The following is a 15,939-nucleotide window of genomic DNA, read 5'->3' as shown; positions in this document are numbered from 1 at the left end:
AAAGGAACCCCTGGCAGGGGTTCCTTTTTTGATTGAAATGGGGTGGAGAAGAACTGATTATAAGGACATGTTTTTCATGGAGATAAGCTAGTCAACTCAGGATTTATACTAAATAATATAAAAACCCTCTATTAAGAAGAGGGTTTAGAAGAATAGATGGGATCACGGTCAATAGCTTGAGCAAGAGTGGGGGTTATCGATATTTGACCGAAGTCAATGCCTAGCTGAACAGCGGTGTGAGCGATTTCAGGACGAATACCTGAAAGGGTGGTAGAAACTCCGATCAGCTGCAGCCCGCTGATCAGTTGAAAGATTTGATGAGCTACCATAGTATCAACTAAGTAGACGCCTGATAGATCAATAAATAGCTGATCAATTCCTTTATCCGTGCATCCTTTTAAAGTATTATCCATAATGGCACTGGCCCGAGAAGAATCAATGTCTCCAACCAGGGGAAGCAAGGCCCGTCCATTCGAAAGGTCAATGAGGGGGGAGCTAAGTTCATTTATCGTTTTTTGCTGTTTGTCTATACGAGTATCAAGTTGATTGGATTTTTCTTCTACTACACGCATAGTTACGATATCAAAAGCTTTAATAACGACTTCTTTCCATCTATCGATCTGTTCCTGGGTAAAAGACTGCTCGGAAACGGCAATAAACTCCTTGATAAAATACAAATATTGATCACGAACCCGTAAGAATTCTCTCATAATAAGATAGGTAGGTGTACTCAAATGTTCCGGGTCACTGGCTATTTTTATAACCCAATCGTCAAATTCTTCAAGGAACTGATCCATTGGCTGAATAAAAACCTTGCATAAATGCTGATGGAATTCAAAATTTTGCCCTTTTAGAGTTTCAATCACCTTAGGATCTTTAGAGGCGTAAACCCCTCTAGGGTCGCTTTTATCCAGGGACTCGTACCATTGTTCAGTTAAATCTTCGGCTTTATGCAACAAAAAATCGTGCAGTTCTCTATTTCTTTGCATCCTATTACTCCTCTCATACCGCTAAGCTGTCATCTTTTCTCTTGTGTGGAAAAACAAGGAAACCTTATGGAGCCATTATAATACATTTCAAAAGTGAATGGAGAATTATCGGTAAATTTAGTTATAATTCTTATAAAAGAAAGAGGGTTTGTAAAAGATATGTCGAATATAATATTAATTTAAGATGTGGAGGCGAAAAGCATGACAATGAGAGAAGTATTATTAGAGCAACTAGCCGCCATTTATGACGAAAACAACTGGTTTGTCTGCTATGAAATGTCTATTCAGGATTTAGAAGATTACCAAGTTCACGAAAGCCCGGATGACGAACAAACCCACTCTATTGCAGAACTCCTCAATCATCTCTACTTTTACAACTACCGTTATTTATGCCGCTTCAGGGGAGAGGAAATAGATGAACTTCCCAGATACTACGATACGTTTCAGGATCATGGCACTCTGTCATGGAGACAGGTAGCTGCCAGCAACAGCGTCGTTTTATCCGAATTTCGTAAAGAAATTAAGCGATGCAGTGACGAAAAGCTAGAGAAATGGGGGGCTACCCTGTCTCACCTTTTTATCCACAATGCCTATCATATCGGTCAGGTCGTTCATATACGCAAACGATTCGGCACTTGGAGTCTTTCACCGGTGGTTAGAGGTTAAGAGACTTTGCGGACCGGATATATTTTCTGCTAAAGCTGGTTTAAGAACAGGTTGTCCACTTATTATTTGAAAATAAACCAGGGATCCTTCCCTGGCTTATTCCTATTAATCTTCGCGTACATGCATAGGAGCAAAGTCAGCTTCTGTTACAGGGACTGGGGTAGTTGTATCAAGACAAGTGATTCCGCAGATGCAGTTAAGGTCAAACGTCATACAGATTCCTGTAGATTTGAATTCCGTAACCCCGTTTACCAAGTCACATACATCTCTTTTGCTGCAATGGCTGTTTAAGCTCATGCTATTGTTGTGAGGTTTAAGCAGCTCAAGTTTGATACAGTTTTTCTTTTCGTCTGTGAATTTAATAGCTTTGAAGATAGGAGTCTCTACGCAGTAGAACGTGTCGTTAATCTTTTTAACACCGCTGGCAAAGAAAGGTTTGCAATCTTCACAGTAAAGAATGAAAGGAATTGTGGTATCCCCGTTCCCGCCTGTAGCAGGACCTACTAGATCACGAATGGACCGTTCACAGCTAACGTCACATTCGTCAGCCATAGCCACCTCTGCTTGAGCAGCTAGAATTTTCTTAAGAATGTCGCGTACGCAGTTCCCTTTGTTTGAATGATATGACATTAAAATATCTCTCCTTTTCATATTGATCATTCCTTATCATTCTATGTAAGAGAAAGATTTGCGCCTGTACATCTGTCTATTTTCTATAAGATCAACAAAATTTTAAAGTTTCTATATTATATAGGGCATTTACCAAGACCAAAGGGAAAAAGGGATCATATAATGAGATATCTATAAACAATGGTTATAGATTCATGGTTTACCACACTATGATATTTTCCCTACGTTTAGACGCAAGCCGTACACTTGCGTCTTTTTTTATTCCTTAGAAATTGAAGAGAGTAATACATAAACTTGCGTTAATTGAAACTGAGAAAGGTCACAGTTAGTTAAAATAGAGTCTTGCACCTATTATCCGCCATAAATAAGACTCAGCTTTTTTATGCTTGTTAAATAATAGGGCCGTTTACTTTAAGACTCAGTTTCGAGATATTATATGGATAAAGGGGCTCCAGGGAACGACTCGCTTTCCGCGGGCATGTGGTGAGCTTCCTCAGGCTTCGCCTTCCGGGATCTCACCGATCATGTTCATCCCGCAGGAGTCTTCGCCGTTCCCTTCCGCCCCTTTGCGATCATTGAGAGCTCAAAATTCTCTGCATAAACACCATCCCATGAACCAGGATCATCTATAATCCACCTTGATTTTTTACGTATAGAAATCCTGTTATAGAAGCATTTGAGGCAGATAAAGCTTGGCTCCTGTCTTCTATAGCAGGGTCCATTCATTAGATATCGTTGGGGTGGCGGAGGAAACGACGAGATTCCCGCGGGAGAAGGAGCGAGGCGAGACCCCACAAGGAGTGTTAACGACTGAGGAGGCTTGCCAGTTCCCCCGCTGGAAAGCGAGTTGTTTCCGTAGCCGCCCCCTCCTTTTTCTGGCAATGGACCCGAGTTATCTCGAAACTGAGTCTTAAAGAAACGGGAGCTTTACTGTTAGGTCAATATCTAATAAGACCAATGAAAAAAGCTGCCAGTAAAATCTGACAGCTTTTTTCATTGGTCTTATTTTTTTCGATTAACGGTTTTATCTTTTATAGTTTTCCAGGCTTTAGAAGAAGTATCGGTGGTCTTATCAATAGCTTCATTACCCTTATCAGCTACTTTTTTAATAATATTCCCGGAAGAATCAATCGTTTTACCGAGAAGGCCTCCTTCACCTGTGATCGACTTAATAATTTTCCCTGAGGTATCTACCGTGTTGTGAACGACTTGATTGGCTTCTTTACTCACATTCTTAATCAAACCGTCTTTCTGCTCGTTTGAGGACTTTCTATCATTTGTGGAGTTCTCATTGTGATGGTCACGCATGTTTGCATCCCTCCTGTAAAATGTCCTACATCTCATACCTATGGGTAAAGACGGAAATTATGACAGATAAAAATGAATACTCACTCATTTCTGTTGAATTTTCAGAATTATCGGTATAAAATGGATATTATATACTAACCGGACAGTATGCATCCGGGGAAGGGGCAAATCGTTGAATTTTGATTACTCGGAGAACGTAAAAAGATATCAGCAGCAGATCCGGAGCTTTATGGAAGATGAAGTGTATCCAAATGAACATGTATATGAAGAGCAGCTGAACCAGCAAGAGACACGGTGGTCATCCGTACCGCCAGTAATGGAGGACTTAAAATTAAAAGCAAAAGAGGCGGGGCTGTGGAATTTATTTTTACCGGATTCTACATATGGAGCAGGACTTTCAAACCTGGAATATGCTCCACTTTGTGAAATGATGGGACGATCTCTTATAGGGCCTGAAGTATTTAACTGTAACGCGCCGGACACCGGTAACATGGAGGTTCTTGCACGTTACGGAAGTGAAGATCAAAAGAAAGAATGGCTTGAGCCTTTATTAGATGGGGAAATAAGGTCTTGTTTTTCTATGACAGAACCAGACGTGGCGTCTTCAGATGCTGCAAATATTGAAGCGCGGATTGAACGAGATGGAGACGAATACGTCATAAACGGTCGAAAATGGTGGTCTTCTGGAGCCGGAGATCCCCGTTGTAAAATTGCTATATTTATGGGGAAAACCGATCCAAATGCCCCCAAATATGATCAACAGTCTATGATTCTAGTTCCTTTGGACTCAGAAGAGGTCAAAATTGAACGGATGCTGCCTGTGTTTGGATATGACCACGCGCCTCATGGGCATGCGGAAATTACTTTCGAAAACGTACGTGTTCCGTCCAGCAACATAATCTGGGGAGAAGGAAAAGGCTTTGCAATTGCCCAGGGGCGCCTGGGACCGGGAAGAATCCATCACTGCATGAGACTGATTGGTGCGGCTGAGCGTGCGCTTGAAGAATTATGTAAGCGTGTCCAGAATAGAACAGCTTTTCATCGGCCGCTTGCTGAGCAGGGAGTGATCCGGGAGTGGATTGCAGATTCCAGGATTGAACTGGAACAAGCCCGGCTGCTTACATTAAAAGCTGCCCATATGATGGATACCGTTGGAAATAAACAAGCTAAAACGGAAATTGCCATGATTAAAGTTGTCGCTCCGAATATGGCGCTTAGAGTCATTGACAGAGCCATTCAGGCTCATGGGGCGGCAGGGGTAAGTGAGGACTTTACGCTTGCTGCTCAGTGGGCCGGCGCGCGTACGCTGCGGCTTGCTGATGGACCTGATGAGGTGCACCGTAGACAAATCGCTAAACTGGAATTATCCAAATATGAGGAGTGAGATAGATGCATGTAAACGAATTATTTAACCTGACCGGCAAGACAGCCATTATAACTGGGGGCGGTCGAGGTTTGGGTGCACAGATTGCTGAGGGGTTAGCAGAAGCAGGAGCAAATGTTGTTTTATGTTCAAGAAAAGTAGAAGCCTGCGAGCAGATGGCATCCAAATTAGAAAGCGAGCTTGGTGTAGATGCCCTTGCTTTAGAATGTGATGTTACCAATCCATCTCACATTGAGAATGTCGTAGGTCAGACCCTTGAACGCTTTGGCCAAATCGACATTCTCGTTAACAATAGCGGAGCAACGTGGGGAGCACCAACCCTGGAAATGCCGCTTGAGGCATTTCAGAAGGTCATGAATGTAAATGTTACCGGCACTTTTTTAATGGCACAAAAAGTGGGAGAGGTCATGGTTAAACAGCAGTCCGGAAAAATCATTAATATCGCTTCAGTCGCAGGACTTGGCGGAGCAGATCCACGGTTTATGGAAACCATCGGCTATAACGCAAGTAAAGGGGCCGTTATCACTTTTACAAAAGATTTGGCTGTAAAGTGGGGAGCAAATAATATTCAGGTAAATGCTCTGGCTCCAGGATTTTTCCCTACTAAAATGTCTCAAGGCTTACTTGATCAGGGCGGCGATCTTATCCTCGATCGTACCCCTATGGGGAGATTTGGAACAGATGAAGATTTAAAGGGAGCAGCTCTATTTTTAGCTTCTAAAGCTTCTGACTATGTCACCGGTGACGTTTTAGTGGTGGACGGAGGAATGCATGCCTCGTGCTAGATTAAAAAGACGACCCGGAGTGTAACGCACGATCTTAATAATTAAGGAGGAATCAATATGAAAGTAGAACAGATAGCTGTTATTGGGTCAGGATCCATGGGGCATCAGATCGCTATGCTGGGTGCATTAGCGGGATTCCGGACAAATTTACAAGACATTAGTAACGACTCGTTAGCCCAGGCAAAAGATAAACTGGGTGACATTATGGACAAATGGGTGACGAAAGAAAAAATTACAGAAGCTGATCGAAATGAAGCCTTCAGCCGTCTTACTTTTACGACTGATTTAAGAGAGGCAGCAAGCGAAGCTGATCTTGTTATTGAAGCAGTGGTGGAGAAACTTGCCGTGAAGCGGGAAGTGTTCAGCAAGCTTGATGAGATCGTTCCATCCCATTCGATCCTGGCAACGAATTCATCGACCATTGTAAGCTCACTGATAGCAGACGCAACTTCAAGGCCTGAAAACGTATGCAATATGCATTTCTTCTTTCCGCCTCTGGTTATGGATTGTGTGGAAGTCGTTAAAGGGGATCATACATCAGAAGAAACGGCAGCTATAGCTATGGAGGTTTGTGAACGTATGAACCGGACGGCCGTACTGCTGCAGAAGGAAATCTCAGGTTTTATTGCGAATCGGATTCTCTTTGCTATTCAAAAAGAAGCAATGAGTCTTTATGAAGGTGGATACGCAGACTTTAAGGACATCGATAAAATCACTAAAAAAGCGCTGCATCATCCCATCGGTCCTTTTGAGTTGATGGATTTATCTGGTATTGATGTCGGCTATTACGTCATGCAGCAACAGTATGAAGAAACAAAAGATCCAAAAGACAAGCCATCAAAAACGTTAATTGAAAAAGTAGAAGCTGGGGAGCTTGGCCGCAAGACTGGAAAAGGATTTTATACGTACGATAACAAAGTCAGGAGCTAAGGGGGAAAAGCAGGTGCATGAGCATGAAATTACGGTGCGGTTCTGTGAAACGGACTTACTAGGGCACGTAAACAACAATAATTTTTTTGTGTATATGGAAGATTCACGGATCAGGTTTTTCGAGGATCTGGGACTTGTAGGAGAAGACTGGAATTTCATCCTCGCGTCGATCAAATGTAATTTCTTAAAGCAGGTTTATTTCAATCAAGCGCTAACTATAAAAACCAGTGTCACAAAAATAGGGAATTCAAGCTTTCACTTAGAGCAGGGTTTATATGAGAAAGAGAGCGGCGAGGTGACAGCCAGGGGCTACTCGGTAATCGTGCAGTTTGATTTCAAAAATCATAAGAGCTCTCCATTATCGGAGGATATGAAAACTAAGCTTTCTTCTTATCAGTTAACAGCGAATTAGAAAGGAGCTCCAGAATGCAGGATACAAATGATACAAGAACCGTGCGCCAGGGTGAAGAGATTGATGTTCAAGCAATTGACCAATTCTTACGTAGAAACCTATCCATTCCGGAGGGCGATTTGCAGGTCCGTCAGTTCGGCGCCGGCCATTCTAATTTAACCTACGAGCTTGTAGTGGATAATTGGCGAGCTGTACTGCGCAGGCCGCCGCTTGGCCCTGTGGCTCCGAAAGCTCATGACATGGAGCGTGAATATAAAATTTTAGAGGCTTTACATCCCGTATTTCCATTGGCACCGAAACCTTATCTGTTTGACTCGGGAGAAGTATTGGGGGCCCCTTTTTTCATTATGGAACGAAGAGACGGTTTGGTACTTGATAAAGAGTTTCCTAAGGAAGTAGAGCCTAGCCCAGAACTGGGGCGTAGAATATCGGAATCCATGGTAGACCGTCTCGTGGAACTTCATTCTATTGATTATAAGGAGACCGCGTTAAAGGAGATGGTAAAGCCAGAGGGATTTATGGAGCGGCAGATCCATGGGTGGATCAAGCGATATGAAAAAGCTGAAACAGATGATGTTGTAAGTGGAGAGCGATTGAAAAAGTGGTTGATAGCCCATATTCCGAATTCTAATGAAGCCGCTGTTATTCACTATGACTATAAGTTAAATAATGCAATGTTTGATCCGGAGGACCCCGCAAAAATGGTTGGCCTTTTTGACTGGGAAATGACCACAGTTGGAGATCCTCTGGCCGATGTGGGGGCTGCTCTCAGTTACTGGATCGAAGCTGACGATCCTGAACTATTGAAAACAGGGTTAGGAAAGCCGCCGGTTACAGTAACGGAAGGATTTTATACGAGGCAAGAATTTATTGAAAGATATGCTGAAAAAAGCGGGCGGAGTTTAGATGATATTCATGTGTATCTCACATTTGCCTACTTTAAACTGGCTGGAATCATTCAGCAGATTTATTACAGGTATAAGCAGGGACAGACGAATGATCCTAGATTTGCGAATATGAATGTTTTTGTAAACAACCTCATTAAGCATGCAGAAGAGACGGCTGGTATTTGAGGATGGGAGATATTCACGTCATTTTCAAAAAAGAAGATATTCAAGAAGACCTTATGGTTGGAAAAGTAGCGGTTGTATTTGACGTTTTATTCGCAACTACGACGATTACAGCGGCTCTTGCGGATGGAGCTTCTTCGGTCATTCCAGTCTATGATGCCGCTCACGCTGAAGAGAGAGCGAAAAGCTTTTCTGAACCTTACCTTCTAGCTGGAGAAGATCAGGGGCAGGTTATCGAAGGATTTCATCATCCTTTACGGACTCATTTGCAACCGATTGTCAAAGGGAAGCACGTCATATTAAGCACCACTAACGGAACGGTGGCCTTACAGCGTTCCAGTCAGGCTGATCATTTGTACGCTTCTTCATTACTTAACAATCCAGCGATGGCTACTTTTTTATCCCATCGCCACGGGAACGAAACGATTATGCTTGTATGTTCAGGCTCAAGCGGACATTATACATTGGAAGATTTCTATGGAGCTGGAAGTCTCATTCATTACTTACAGGAACAGGGGCAGTGGAATTTATCAGATGCAGCTTTAACCGCTTGGCTGTTTTATAAAGGAAATCATCTAAGCCAATCGGGTCTGCTAAGTGAGTCGAAAATTGGCCGGATTCTCCTTAAAGCAGGACTGGATCGTAAAGAGATTGAGTTCGCTGCGAGTGAAGGATTATTTCATACCATACCAACTTATGACCCGATCTCAGGGCAATTAAAGGAGGGGGACCATGAATCCCGTTAAACATTACATCCGTGGGGGAGAATTTTTAATTACAGAGAGCCGTCCGGAGGCAGTTTTCACACCTGAAGACCGCAGCGAGGAACATAAAATGATTGCTTCCACGGCTCGACAATTTATTTCCCGGGAAATACACCCGAACCGAAAAGAGCTGGAAGCAGAGAATTATAAATTTGTTTCAGAAAAGATGAAAATTGCAGGGGACCTGGGGCTCTTGAGTCACAGTATTCCACAAAAATACGGTGGGCTCGGACTTGATAAAATCAGCAAAGGAATTGTAGGCGAAGCTCTCGGAAGCGGGGGCGGATATAGTGTTGCGCATTCGAATCATACATGTATTGCGACACTGCCTATTACCTATTTTGGCACAGAGGAACAGAGGAGTAAGTATCTGCCTAAATTGGCCTCTGGTGAGTATATAGGAGCTTATTGTCTCACGGAGCCTGACGCAGGATCGGATGCTCTTTCTGCCAAGACGACAGCCGTAATGAACGAAGAAGGTACCCACTATTTGCTGAATGGAACGAAGATCTATATAACGAATGCAGCTTTTTCCCATACGTTTATCGTTTATGCAAAAGTGGACGGGGAGGATTTTACAGCCTTTATTGTAGAGAAAGACTTTGAAGGGCTGTCGATCGGACCTGAGGAAAATAAAATGGGAATTAAAGGGTCTTCCACATGTTCAGTTATTATGGAAGATTGCAAGGTACCGGTGGAGAACAGACTTGGAGAAGTAGGAAAGGGCCATTTGATTGCATTGAATGTTTTAAACCTGGGACGATTTAATCTAGGGTTTGCCACAAATGGGGCAGCTAAACATTGTTTTAAATTAGCTTTGGACCATACAACAGAGAGAAAGCAATTCGGTCGTTTTATTGCCGATTTCAGTGCTACTAAAGAAAAAATAGCCCGAATGGCTGCTCGTATTTATGAAACGGAATCTCTCCTTTACAGAACCGCGGGTCATGTAGAATCAGCTCTTGCTGATTATTATGATAGTGAAAATCCTAAAGCTGTGGCCAAGGCGATGAATGAGCATGCGCTTGAATCTGCTATATGTAAGATTAAGGGTTCTGAGACATTAGATGAAATCGCGGATGAATCCCTGCAGCTTCACGGTGGAGCCGGCTTTATTAAAGAATACGCAATCGAGCAAGCTTACCGGGATTCACGTATCAATCGTATCTTCGAAGGAACTAATGAAATTAATCGGCTGCTAATTCCGGGAGTCTTTTTCAAAAAGCTGGGCAAAGGGGAGTTTGATGCTCGTACTGTATTGGAGAAAGCCGAGCATTCTCTGAAAAACAATCTGTTTAAGCAAGTGGAAGGTCCTTTAGATAAACTTCAGGAAGCGGTAGCGTTGTTTCGGAATCTATATATCGTTGCTGCGGGCACGGCATTTAAAGTCCACGGTGAAACGATTCAGCATGAACAGGAAATCATGATGAAACTTGCTAATGTAGCGATCGCTTTATATTCAAGCGAATCAGCTGTGCTTAGGACATTGAAAGCTATCCGCAGCTCTGATCAGGAAGCCGAGCTCAAAACGAAGCTTGCTTACACAGTAGTAGAGCAATCCGCCCAAGAAATACAGCATGCCTGTAACTTCCTATTTTCGAACTTGATGACAGGAGAAGAACGAATAAGGACTATTAGAAATGTCTCCGTTCTTTTAAGTGAATATTTATGGGAAGACTCGGTGGACCGTAATCGCGCGATTGCTGAAGTGATGATGGAAGAAAAACAATACATTTCATAAAAGGGAGATGGATCGTATGAACTTAGGTAATGATCATTTGAGTGTGGATCTTAATGGACCGGTGCTTTCATGTGTTTTAAATCGTCCTGATGCTTTGAATGCTTTTTCAGACGATATGATATCCGGGTTAAAAGAAGCAATCAAAGAAGCTGAACAGAATGAGGACATTAAAGTTGTCGTTTTATCAGGAGCCGGCAGGTCTTTCTCGGCAGGCGGCGATGTTAAGAGTATGGGCTCCGGTTCTTCCCAGGAAGTTTACGATCATATCGGAAAGCTTAATGAGCTGATTCTTATGATAAAAGACCTTTCTAAACCAGTGATTGCAGTTGTACATGGATACGCGGCAGGAGCCGGGTTCAATTTAGTTCTTGCCTGTGACCAGATTTTAGCTGGGGAAGAAAGTAAATTCGTTCTTAGTTTCGCACAGGTCGGATTAGTATCAGATGGAGGCGGCCACTATTTCTTAGCCAAAATTTTAGGACCATACCGTACAAAAGAGCTATTGTTCCGCGCAGAACCGATTCCAGTTGAAACGGCTTCAGAATGGGGACTGGTCAATCGTGTCTACCCTTTAGCAGAATTAGAGGAGTCGGCGATGGAGTACGCTCTGCGTCTTGCTAAAGGTCCAGGACGTGCCATGGGCATGATGAAAAAGATGGTGGATCAAGCTGAAAACCAGGACTTGGCTGCTGTTCTTGAACAGGAACGCATTACTCAGACGATGATGGTGACAACCGAGGATCATAAAGAAGGAGTACAGGCATTTAAAGATAAACGAAAGCCAGCTTTTACTGGCCGATAGGAGGCAGCATTTATGAAAGCTATTCAATTTAAAGAGTACGGTGGACCGGAAGTGTTGGAATCCGTTCAAGTGGAAGAGCCCGAATTAGGGGAAGGCGATGTAAAAATAAAAGTCACCGCTATTGGTGTTAACTATGCCGATACGGCCCGTAGAGAAGGAGCTTATGTAGTTCCAACACCTTTGCCTTTTATTCCAGGCGCTGAAGTAGCCGGTATCGTGGAACAAACCGGGAAAGGTGCGGACCATTTCCAAAAGGGAGACCGCGTTGTAACCCTGATAGGTTCAGGAGGCTATGCGGAATATGTAGTAACGAAGGAAAGTAACCTTATCCCCGTACCTAAAGACCTTGATGATGAAAATGCTGTAGCGATACCGCTTCAGGGACTGACAGCTTATCATTTGTTAACAACTATGGGTCGGTTGGAAAAAGGAGAAACGGTACTTGTCCACGCCGCAGCCGGAGGAGTTGGCTCTCTCGCGGTCCAGCTGGCGAAACACTATGGAGCTGAAGTCGTTGCAACGGCCAGCTCTGAGGAAAAGCTGAACCTCGCCAAAGAACTAGGGGCCGATCATGCGGTGAACTATACCAATCCGAACTGGCGGGATGAGGTTATGGAAGCGACAGGTGGAAGAGGCGTTGATATTGCACTCGAGATGGCTGGCGGAGATATTTTTCATGAAACCGTTAAGTGTATGAGATCGTTTGGACGCTTAGTTGTTTATGGAGTGGCAAGCGGAAACCCTGCTCAAATGTATCCATCCGGATTAATGAACAGAAATCTTTCCGTTATTGGTTTTTTTCTCCCTCAAATTATGAATAAACCTGTCTTATTTGAAAACAGTCTGAAAGAATTATTAAAACTTGTGAATACAGGAGAATTGAAGCTGACGGTTGGAGGAATTTACGACCTTGATGAAGCCGCACATGTCCACGAGATTCTCCAAGCTAGAAAAACGAAAGGTAAGCTCGTACTAAAACCTTAAGAAAATACTTGTAAATAACCCCGCTGGAGATCATCTCCTGCGGGGTTTTAAATGAAAAGGATCCGTTAAATATACACGCTGACGTAAGAAAATAAGCTCCTGATTGTGTAAGACTTATTGCTGCACGACATGGCCGTTGTTAATCGAACCTACCCTTTTGAAAAAGAAAGTATGGCCATGAAGGATTTTTGTAGATAAAGATCGAAATGGAAACATCAGTCCAGATAAGAAAATTAGTGTTTATTAAGAGGAGCTGTTTAATGTTTACATATAAAGTCGATGAAGAAGTTTCGTTAAAGTTAATCGAACATAAAGATGCTGAGGAACTTTTTGCCCTATCAGATCTGTCCAGAGACCACCTCCGCGTATGGCTTCCCTGGATTGACTTTACCCATTCAGCCGAAGATACTAAAAAATTCATCCAGGCTAGCCTGGAAAGGTATGCTCGTAACAATGGATTGACGGTATGTATTCTTTCAGAAGGGAAAATCGCTGGAGTCGTTGATTTGCATGAAATAAATTGGAATCATAAAAAAACAAGTATCGGCTACTGGATGGGGGCTGAATACACGGGTCGCGGCTTGCTGACCAAAGCCTGCCGTCACTTGTTCACCTATGCTTTTGAAGACCTCGGGCTGAATCGGATTGAAATAAGGGCCGCAGAAGAAAATTTGAAAAGCCGGGCCATACCTGAACGATTAGGGTTTGTTCAAGAAGGTGTGGTCAGGGGTGCTGCGAACATGTACGGGAGCTATGTCAACCACGTAATCTATGGAATGCTTGCGAAAGAATGGATGCCTGATATAAATCATTAAATCCCTTACTTGTTAAATTTGAGGTGATATCAATGGGAGGGCGTAAGCTGAACGTCGAGCATGTAAATTATACAAGCCCTGACAAAAAAGAAAGTGAAGATGCCTGGATTATAAACCAGGAAGCAGACATTTACGGAGTCCTTGATGGAGCAACTCCATTAGAGGAATTTAAAGATGAAAAAGGTCATAACGGAGCTTATTTAGCTGCTCAAATATTTAAAGAACACTTTGAAAGTCTTGGAGCTGGAACTGATCTCACTGAAGAAGTCAGAGAGGCTAATTTAAAGTTATACCATCAAATGCTCGCCTATGGGGTGGATGTGTCTAAAGGCTACAAACGCTGGTCTACCTGTGTAGCGATTGTCCAGTTAGAGGAAACGCATATCAATTACGTACAATTAGGCGATTCGATGATCGTGGCAGGGTATAAAGACAAGTCAGCTGAATTACTCACGAAGGATACCGTTAAAGGGATTAGTTCAAGAGCCATATTAAAACGAGAAACTGACCGTGCTAATGGAATCGATGTGTTGGATGAAAGGTACTATGAAAATAAATTAAATCAACTGCGCTATAATCGTTCGATGGCGAATCAGCTTGAGGGTTATACGGTGGCAAATGGAATGAAAGAAACGAATCTGTATCTTCAAAAAGGAAGGATACCCAGTGAGGATCTAAATGATGTACTTCTCGTTACAGATGGGTTATTCCACCCTGAATACGACCTTATTAATTCCTATAAGCAGATAAAAGAAATCGGTTTAACCCCCTATATCAACGAGCTGACAAAAGAACTTAGGAACCTGTCGATATCGATTGACGACAGGACAGCTGTACATCTTACTTTTAACTCCTCTAATTCTGAATGATACATTACAACATAAACTGAAATAGAAAAAATAGTTGGGAGGACAATAAATGCCATTTTTGCAGCTTAAGGATGGAACGGAGTTGTATTATCAGGATGAGGGGTCTGGCAAGCCGATAATAATGATTCATGGAGTTTGGATGAGCAGCCGTTTCTTTAAGGAACAGGTTCCTTTTTTAAAACAAAAGTACAGAGTCATAAACTTGGATCTTCGAGGTCATGGTCATTATCTAAAACAGAATCAGGTCATACAGTAGCCCAATATGCGAAAGATACAGCTGAAGTTATAGACTTACTGAAGCTTGAGGATGTTACCTTACTTGGATGGTCGATGGGAGCATTTGTCATTTGGGAATATCTTCATCAATTTGGTGAGGAGAAGGTGAATGCCAGTGTAATTGTGGATGAACTGGCTTCTGATTTTAAATGGGATGATTTTGAGATAGGAGCTTTTGACCTCCCTGCACTGACAGGAATGATGCGTGAGATCCAAACGAATCAGGAAAAGTTGCTGAGAGGATTTATTCCATTAATGTTCCAGGAAGAAGTAGGGGAGGAAGACTTAGACTGGATGATAGAAGAAACAACTAAAGTTCCAGCTTCTATAGCGAGTGCTATTCTTTTTGACCAATCCGTCATTGACTGTCGCCCTTATTTGTCTTCGATTACTATCCCAACTTTATTATGCTTTGGTCGAGAGGAAAAATTAATACCTTTAGCTGCAGGAGAGCACCTTAAAAATGAGATCCTAGATTCGAAGCTGGAAGTGTTTGAGTCCAGCTGTCATTGTCCATTTCTAGAAGAACCGGACCGATTTAACAATGTGGTTGATTCGTTCATTTCCTCATGCCATAAGTGATTTCAGGAAGGGGAATCCATATATGACAGCCAGGAATAGACTTTGATTGACCTAGAAGTCTATTCCTGGCTGAATTACTTTACAACCGCCAGCAGGAATCCATCATACCCTTTGCTTCCTACTGTTTGAATCGCTGTTGAATCAATATTTGGTTCATTCGATAAGATATCAAACATGTCACGAATACCCTCTATATCTGGGTCTTCGCTATCCTTCACCACTACTTCCCCATTGCGAACCACATTATCTACTACAATACAGGTGCCTGACGCAGACAGATCTATGGCCCACTTGATATAGGAAGGATTGTTTCTTTTATCTGCATCAATGAATACAAAGTCAAAAGGGGTAGTGTCGCTTTCTGCAAGTGAAGGGAATGTTTCATTTGCGGGACCTACCAGGATTTCAACTTTGTCCTTAAGTCCAGCATTTTCAATATTCCCTTTTGCTGCTTGAGCATGCTTCTCACTGGCTTCTAATGTTATAAGTCGGCCATTTTCCGGAAGAGCACTTGCAAGCCATATGCTGCTGTATCCACCTAGAGTTCCAACCTCGAGAATCCGCTTAGCTCCTCTGATTTTAGCCAGCACATGAAGCATCTTCCCTTGAGCGGGTGAAACATCAATGGAAGGAAGACCTGCTTCTGAATTAGATTCTAATACTGCGTTCATAGCATCCTGTTCCGGGATTAGCTTGCTATTAAAATAGTCATCAACTTCTGACCATGTCTTCTGAGTACTCATAAAAATCCCTCCTTAAATTTATTGAATAGGTTCTGTTAAATCTCCGGGCTGCATGTTAAAGAAAAGCTCCCATTACTGGAAGACTCAGTTTCGAGACTTTTGTTAGAATTAGGTCCTGCGGGGGACGATTCCGCTTTCCGTGGGCATGGGGTAAGCTTCCTCAGGCTTCGCCTTCCGGGATCTTACCGA

17 protein-coding genes and 1 pseudogene are annotated in these 15,939 nt (G+C 42.8%); 14 read left to right on the top strand and 4 right to left on the bottom strand.

The features are described from left to right. Positions 1-131: 131 nt before the first annotated feature. Positions 132-989, bottom strand: a complete 858-nt coding sequence (locus ACTWPM_RS18645; protein ID WP_443134489.1) for an STAS domain-containing protein — start codon at positions 987-989, stop codon at positions 132-134. Positions 990-1,190: 201 nt separating this feature from the next. On the opposite strand from ACTWPM_RS18645, the gene ACTWPM_RS18640 reads away from it, so the two are divergent. Continuing rightward, a complete protein-coding gene (locus ACTWPM_RS18640) occupies positions 1,191-1,655 on the top strand; it encodes a DinB family protein (protein ID WP_443134488.1) in 465 nt (154 codons plus the stop codon). Between the two features lie 105 nt (positions 1,656-1,760). Here ACTWPM_RS18640 and ACTWPM_RS18635 read toward each other — a convergent pair whose 3' ends face one another. Further along, a complete protein-coding gene (locus ACTWPM_RS18635; RefSeq protein WP_443134487.1) occupies positions 1,761-2,285 on the bottom strand; it encodes a CotY/CotZ family spore coat protein in 525 nt (174 codons plus the stop codon). 1,002 nt (positions 2,286-3,287) lie between these two features. After that, a complete protein-coding gene (locus ACTWPM_RS18630; RefSeq protein ID WP_443134486.1) occupies positions 3,288-3,593 on the bottom strand; it encodes a hypothetical protein in 306 nt (101 codons plus the stop codon). A 172-nt stretch (positions 3,594-3,765) separates the two neighbouring features. On the opposite strand from ACTWPM_RS18630, the gene ACTWPM_RS18625 reads away from it, so the two are divergent. From ACTWPM_RS18625 to ACTWPM_RS18565, 13 genes and pseudogenes are all read left to right on the top strand, one after another. Continuing rightward, a complete protein-coding gene (locus ACTWPM_RS18625; protein WP_443134485.1) occupies positions 3,766-4,977 on the top strand; it encodes an acyl-CoA dehydrogenase in 1,212 nt (403 codons plus the stop codon). A gap of 5 nt (positions 4,978-4,982) precedes the next feature. After that, positions 4,983-5,762 carry an SDR family oxidoreductase gene (locus ACTWPM_RS18620; protein ID WP_443134484.1) on the top strand — a complete coding sequence of 260 codons (780 nt, stop codon included), beginning with the start codon at positions 4,983-4,985 and terminating at the stop codon, positions 5,760-5,762. A 57-nt stretch (positions 5,763-5,819) separates the two neighbouring features. After that, the gene (locus ACTWPM_RS18615) at positions 5,820-6,692 is read left to right on the top strand and encodes a 3-hydroxyacyl-CoA dehydrogenase family protein (protein ID WP_443134483.1); all 873 of its coding nucleotides are present in this window, start codon (positions 5,820-5,822) and stop codon (positions 6,690-6,692) included. Positions 6,693-6,705: 13 nt separating this feature from the next. Next, positions 6,706-7,104, top strand: coding sequence for an acyl-CoA thioesterase (locus ACTWPM_RS18610; protein WP_443134482.1), 399 nt, complete (start codon positions 6,706-6,708; stop codon positions 7,102-7,104). 14 nt (positions 7,105-7,118) lie between these two features. Further along, positions 7,119-8,177, top strand: a complete 1,059-nt coding sequence (locus ACTWPM_RS18605; protein ID WP_443134481.1) for a phosphotransferase family protein — start codon at positions 7,119-7,121, stop codon at positions 8,175-8,177. Between the two features lie 2 nt (positions 8,178-8,179). Further along, positions 8,180-8,920, top strand: a complete 741-nt coding sequence (locus tag ACTWPM_RS18600) for a 2-phosphosulfolactate phosphatase (RefSeq protein WP_443134480.1) — start codon at positions 8,180-8,182, stop codon at positions 8,918-8,920. Then, positions 8,907-10,679 carry an acyl-CoA dehydrogenase family protein gene (locus ACTWPM_RS18595; protein ID WP_443134479.1) on the top strand — a complete coding sequence of 591 codons (1,773 nt, stop codon included), beginning with the start codon at positions 8,907-8,909 and terminating at the stop codon, positions 10,677-10,679. The genes ACTWPM_RS18600 and ACTWPM_RS18595 overlap by 14 nt, the downstream gene beginning before the upstream one ends. 16 nt (positions 10,680-10,695) lie before the next feature. Next, positions 10,696-11,481, top strand: coding sequence for an enoyl-CoA hydratase/isomerase family protein (locus tag ACTWPM_RS18590; protein WP_443134478.1), 786 nt, complete (start codon positions 10,696-10,698; stop codon positions 11,479-11,481). Between the two features lie 12 nt (positions 11,482-11,493). Further along, positions 11,494-12,465 (top strand): quinone oxidoreductase family protein, encoded by a 972-nt coding sequence (locus ACTWPM_RS18585; protein WP_443134477.1) that lies wholly within the window; start codon positions 11,494-11,496, stop codon positions 12,463-12,465. Between the two features lie 260 nt (positions 12,466-12,725). Beyond that, positions 12,726-13,280 carry a GNAT family N-acetyltransferase gene (locus ACTWPM_RS18580; RefSeq protein WP_443134476.1) on the top strand — a complete coding sequence of 185 codons (555 nt, stop codon included), beginning with the start codon at positions 12,726-12,728 and terminating at the stop codon, positions 13,278-13,280. Between the two features lie 32 nt (positions 13,281-13,312). Next, positions 13,313-14,149: a PP2C family serine/threonine-protein phosphatase gene (locus ACTWPM_RS18575; RefSeq protein ID WP_443134475.1), complete on the top strand. Its 837-nt coding sequence runs from the start codon at positions 13,313-13,315 to the stop codon at positions 14,147-14,149. Between the two features lie 49 nt (positions 14,150-14,198). Next, positions 14,199-14,405, top strand: a complete 207-nt coding sequence (locus ACTWPM_RS18570) for an alpha/beta fold hydrolase (protein ID WP_443134474.1) — start codon at positions 14,199-14,201, stop codon at positions 14,403-14,405. Between the two features lie 20 nt (positions 14,406-14,425). Beyond that, positions 14,426-15,007: pseudogene (locus tag ACTWPM_RS18565) on the top strand (alpha/beta fold hydrolase); the annotation flags it as partial. Positions 15,008-15,081: 74 nt separating this feature from the next. Here ACTWPM_RS18565 and ACTWPM_RS18560 read toward each other — a convergent pair. Next, a complete protein-coding gene (locus tag ACTWPM_RS18560) occupies positions 15,082-15,750 on the bottom strand; it encodes an O-methyltransferase (RefSeq protein ID WP_443134473.1) in 669 nt (222 codons plus the stop codon). Positions 15,751-15,939: the final 189 nt, after the last annotated feature.

This window comes from Halobacillus sp. K22, from assembly GCF_052246795.1.
Lineage (GTDB): Bacteria > Bacillota > Bacilli > Bacillales > Halobacillaceae > Halobacillus.
The sequence above is the reverse complement of the archived record's forward strand: the minus strand, read 5'-3'. Positions and strand labels throughout refer to the sequence as shown.

What these genes read in the sequence shown, in the direction of transcription:
- ACTWPM_RS18645 (WP_443134489.1), bottom strand. Translation starts at nt 989, where the DNA reads ATGCAAAGAAATAGAGAACTGCACGATTTTTTGTTGCATAAAGCCGAA.
- ACTWPM_RS18640 (WP_443134488.1), top strand. Translation starts at nt 1,191, where the DNA reads ATGACAATGAGAGAAGTATTATTAGAGCAACTAGCCGCCATTTATGAC.
- ACTWPM_RS18635 (WP_443134487.1), bottom strand. Translation starts at nt 2,285, where the DNA reads ATGTCATATCATTCAAACAAAGGGAACTGCGTACGCGACATTCTTAAG.
- ACTWPM_RS18630 (WP_443134486.1), bottom strand. Translation starts at nt 3,593, where the DNA reads ATGCGTGACCATCACAATGAGAACTCCACAAATGATAGAAAGTCCTCA.
- ACTWPM_RS18620 (WP_443134484.1), top strand. Translation starts at nt 4,983, where the DNA reads ATGCATGTAAACGAATTATTTAACCTGACCGGCAAGACAGCCATTATA.
- ACTWPM_RS18615 (WP_443134483.1), top strand. Translation starts at nt 5,820, where the DNA reads ATGAAAGTAGAACAGATAGCTGTTATTGGGTCAGGATCCATGGGGCAT.
- ACTWPM_RS18605 (WP_443134481.1), top strand. Translation starts at nt 7,119, where the DNA reads ATGCAGGATACAAATGATACAAGAACCGTGCGCCAGGGTGAAGAGATT.
- ACTWPM_RS18600 (WP_443134480.1), top strand. Translation starts at nt 8,180, where the DNA reads ATGGGAGATATTCACGTCATTTTCAAAAAAGAAGATATTCAAGAAGAC.
- ACTWPM_RS18595 (WP_443134479.1), top strand. Translation starts at nt 8,907, where the DNA reads ATGAATCCCGTTAAACATTACATCCGTGGGGGAGAATTTTTAATTACA.
- ACTWPM_RS18590 (WP_443134478.1), top strand. Translation starts at nt 10,696, where the DNA reads ATGAACTTAGGTAATGATCATTTGAGTGTGGATCTTAATGGACCGGTG.
- ACTWPM_RS18585 (WP_443134477.1), top strand. Translation starts at nt 11,494, where the DNA reads ATGAAAGCTATTCAATTTAAAGAGTACGGTGGACCGGAAGTGTTGGAA.
- ACTWPM_RS18580 (WP_443134476.1), top strand. Translation starts at nt 12,726, where the DNA reads ATGTTTACATATAAAGTCGATGAAGAAGTTTCGTTAAAGTTAATCGAA.
- ACTWPM_RS18575 (WP_443134475.1), top strand. Translation starts at nt 13,313, where the DNA reads ATGGGAGGGCGTAAGCTGAACGTCGAGCATGTAAATTATACAAGCCCT.
- ACTWPM_RS18570 (WP_443134474.1), top strand. Translation starts at nt 14,199, where the DNA reads ATGCCATTTTTGCAGCTTAAGGATGGAACGGAGTTGTATTATCAGGAT.
- ACTWPM_RS18560 (WP_443134473.1), bottom strand. Translation starts at nt 15,750, where the DNA reads ATGAGTACTCAGAAGACATGGTCAGAAGTTGATGACTATTTTAATAGC.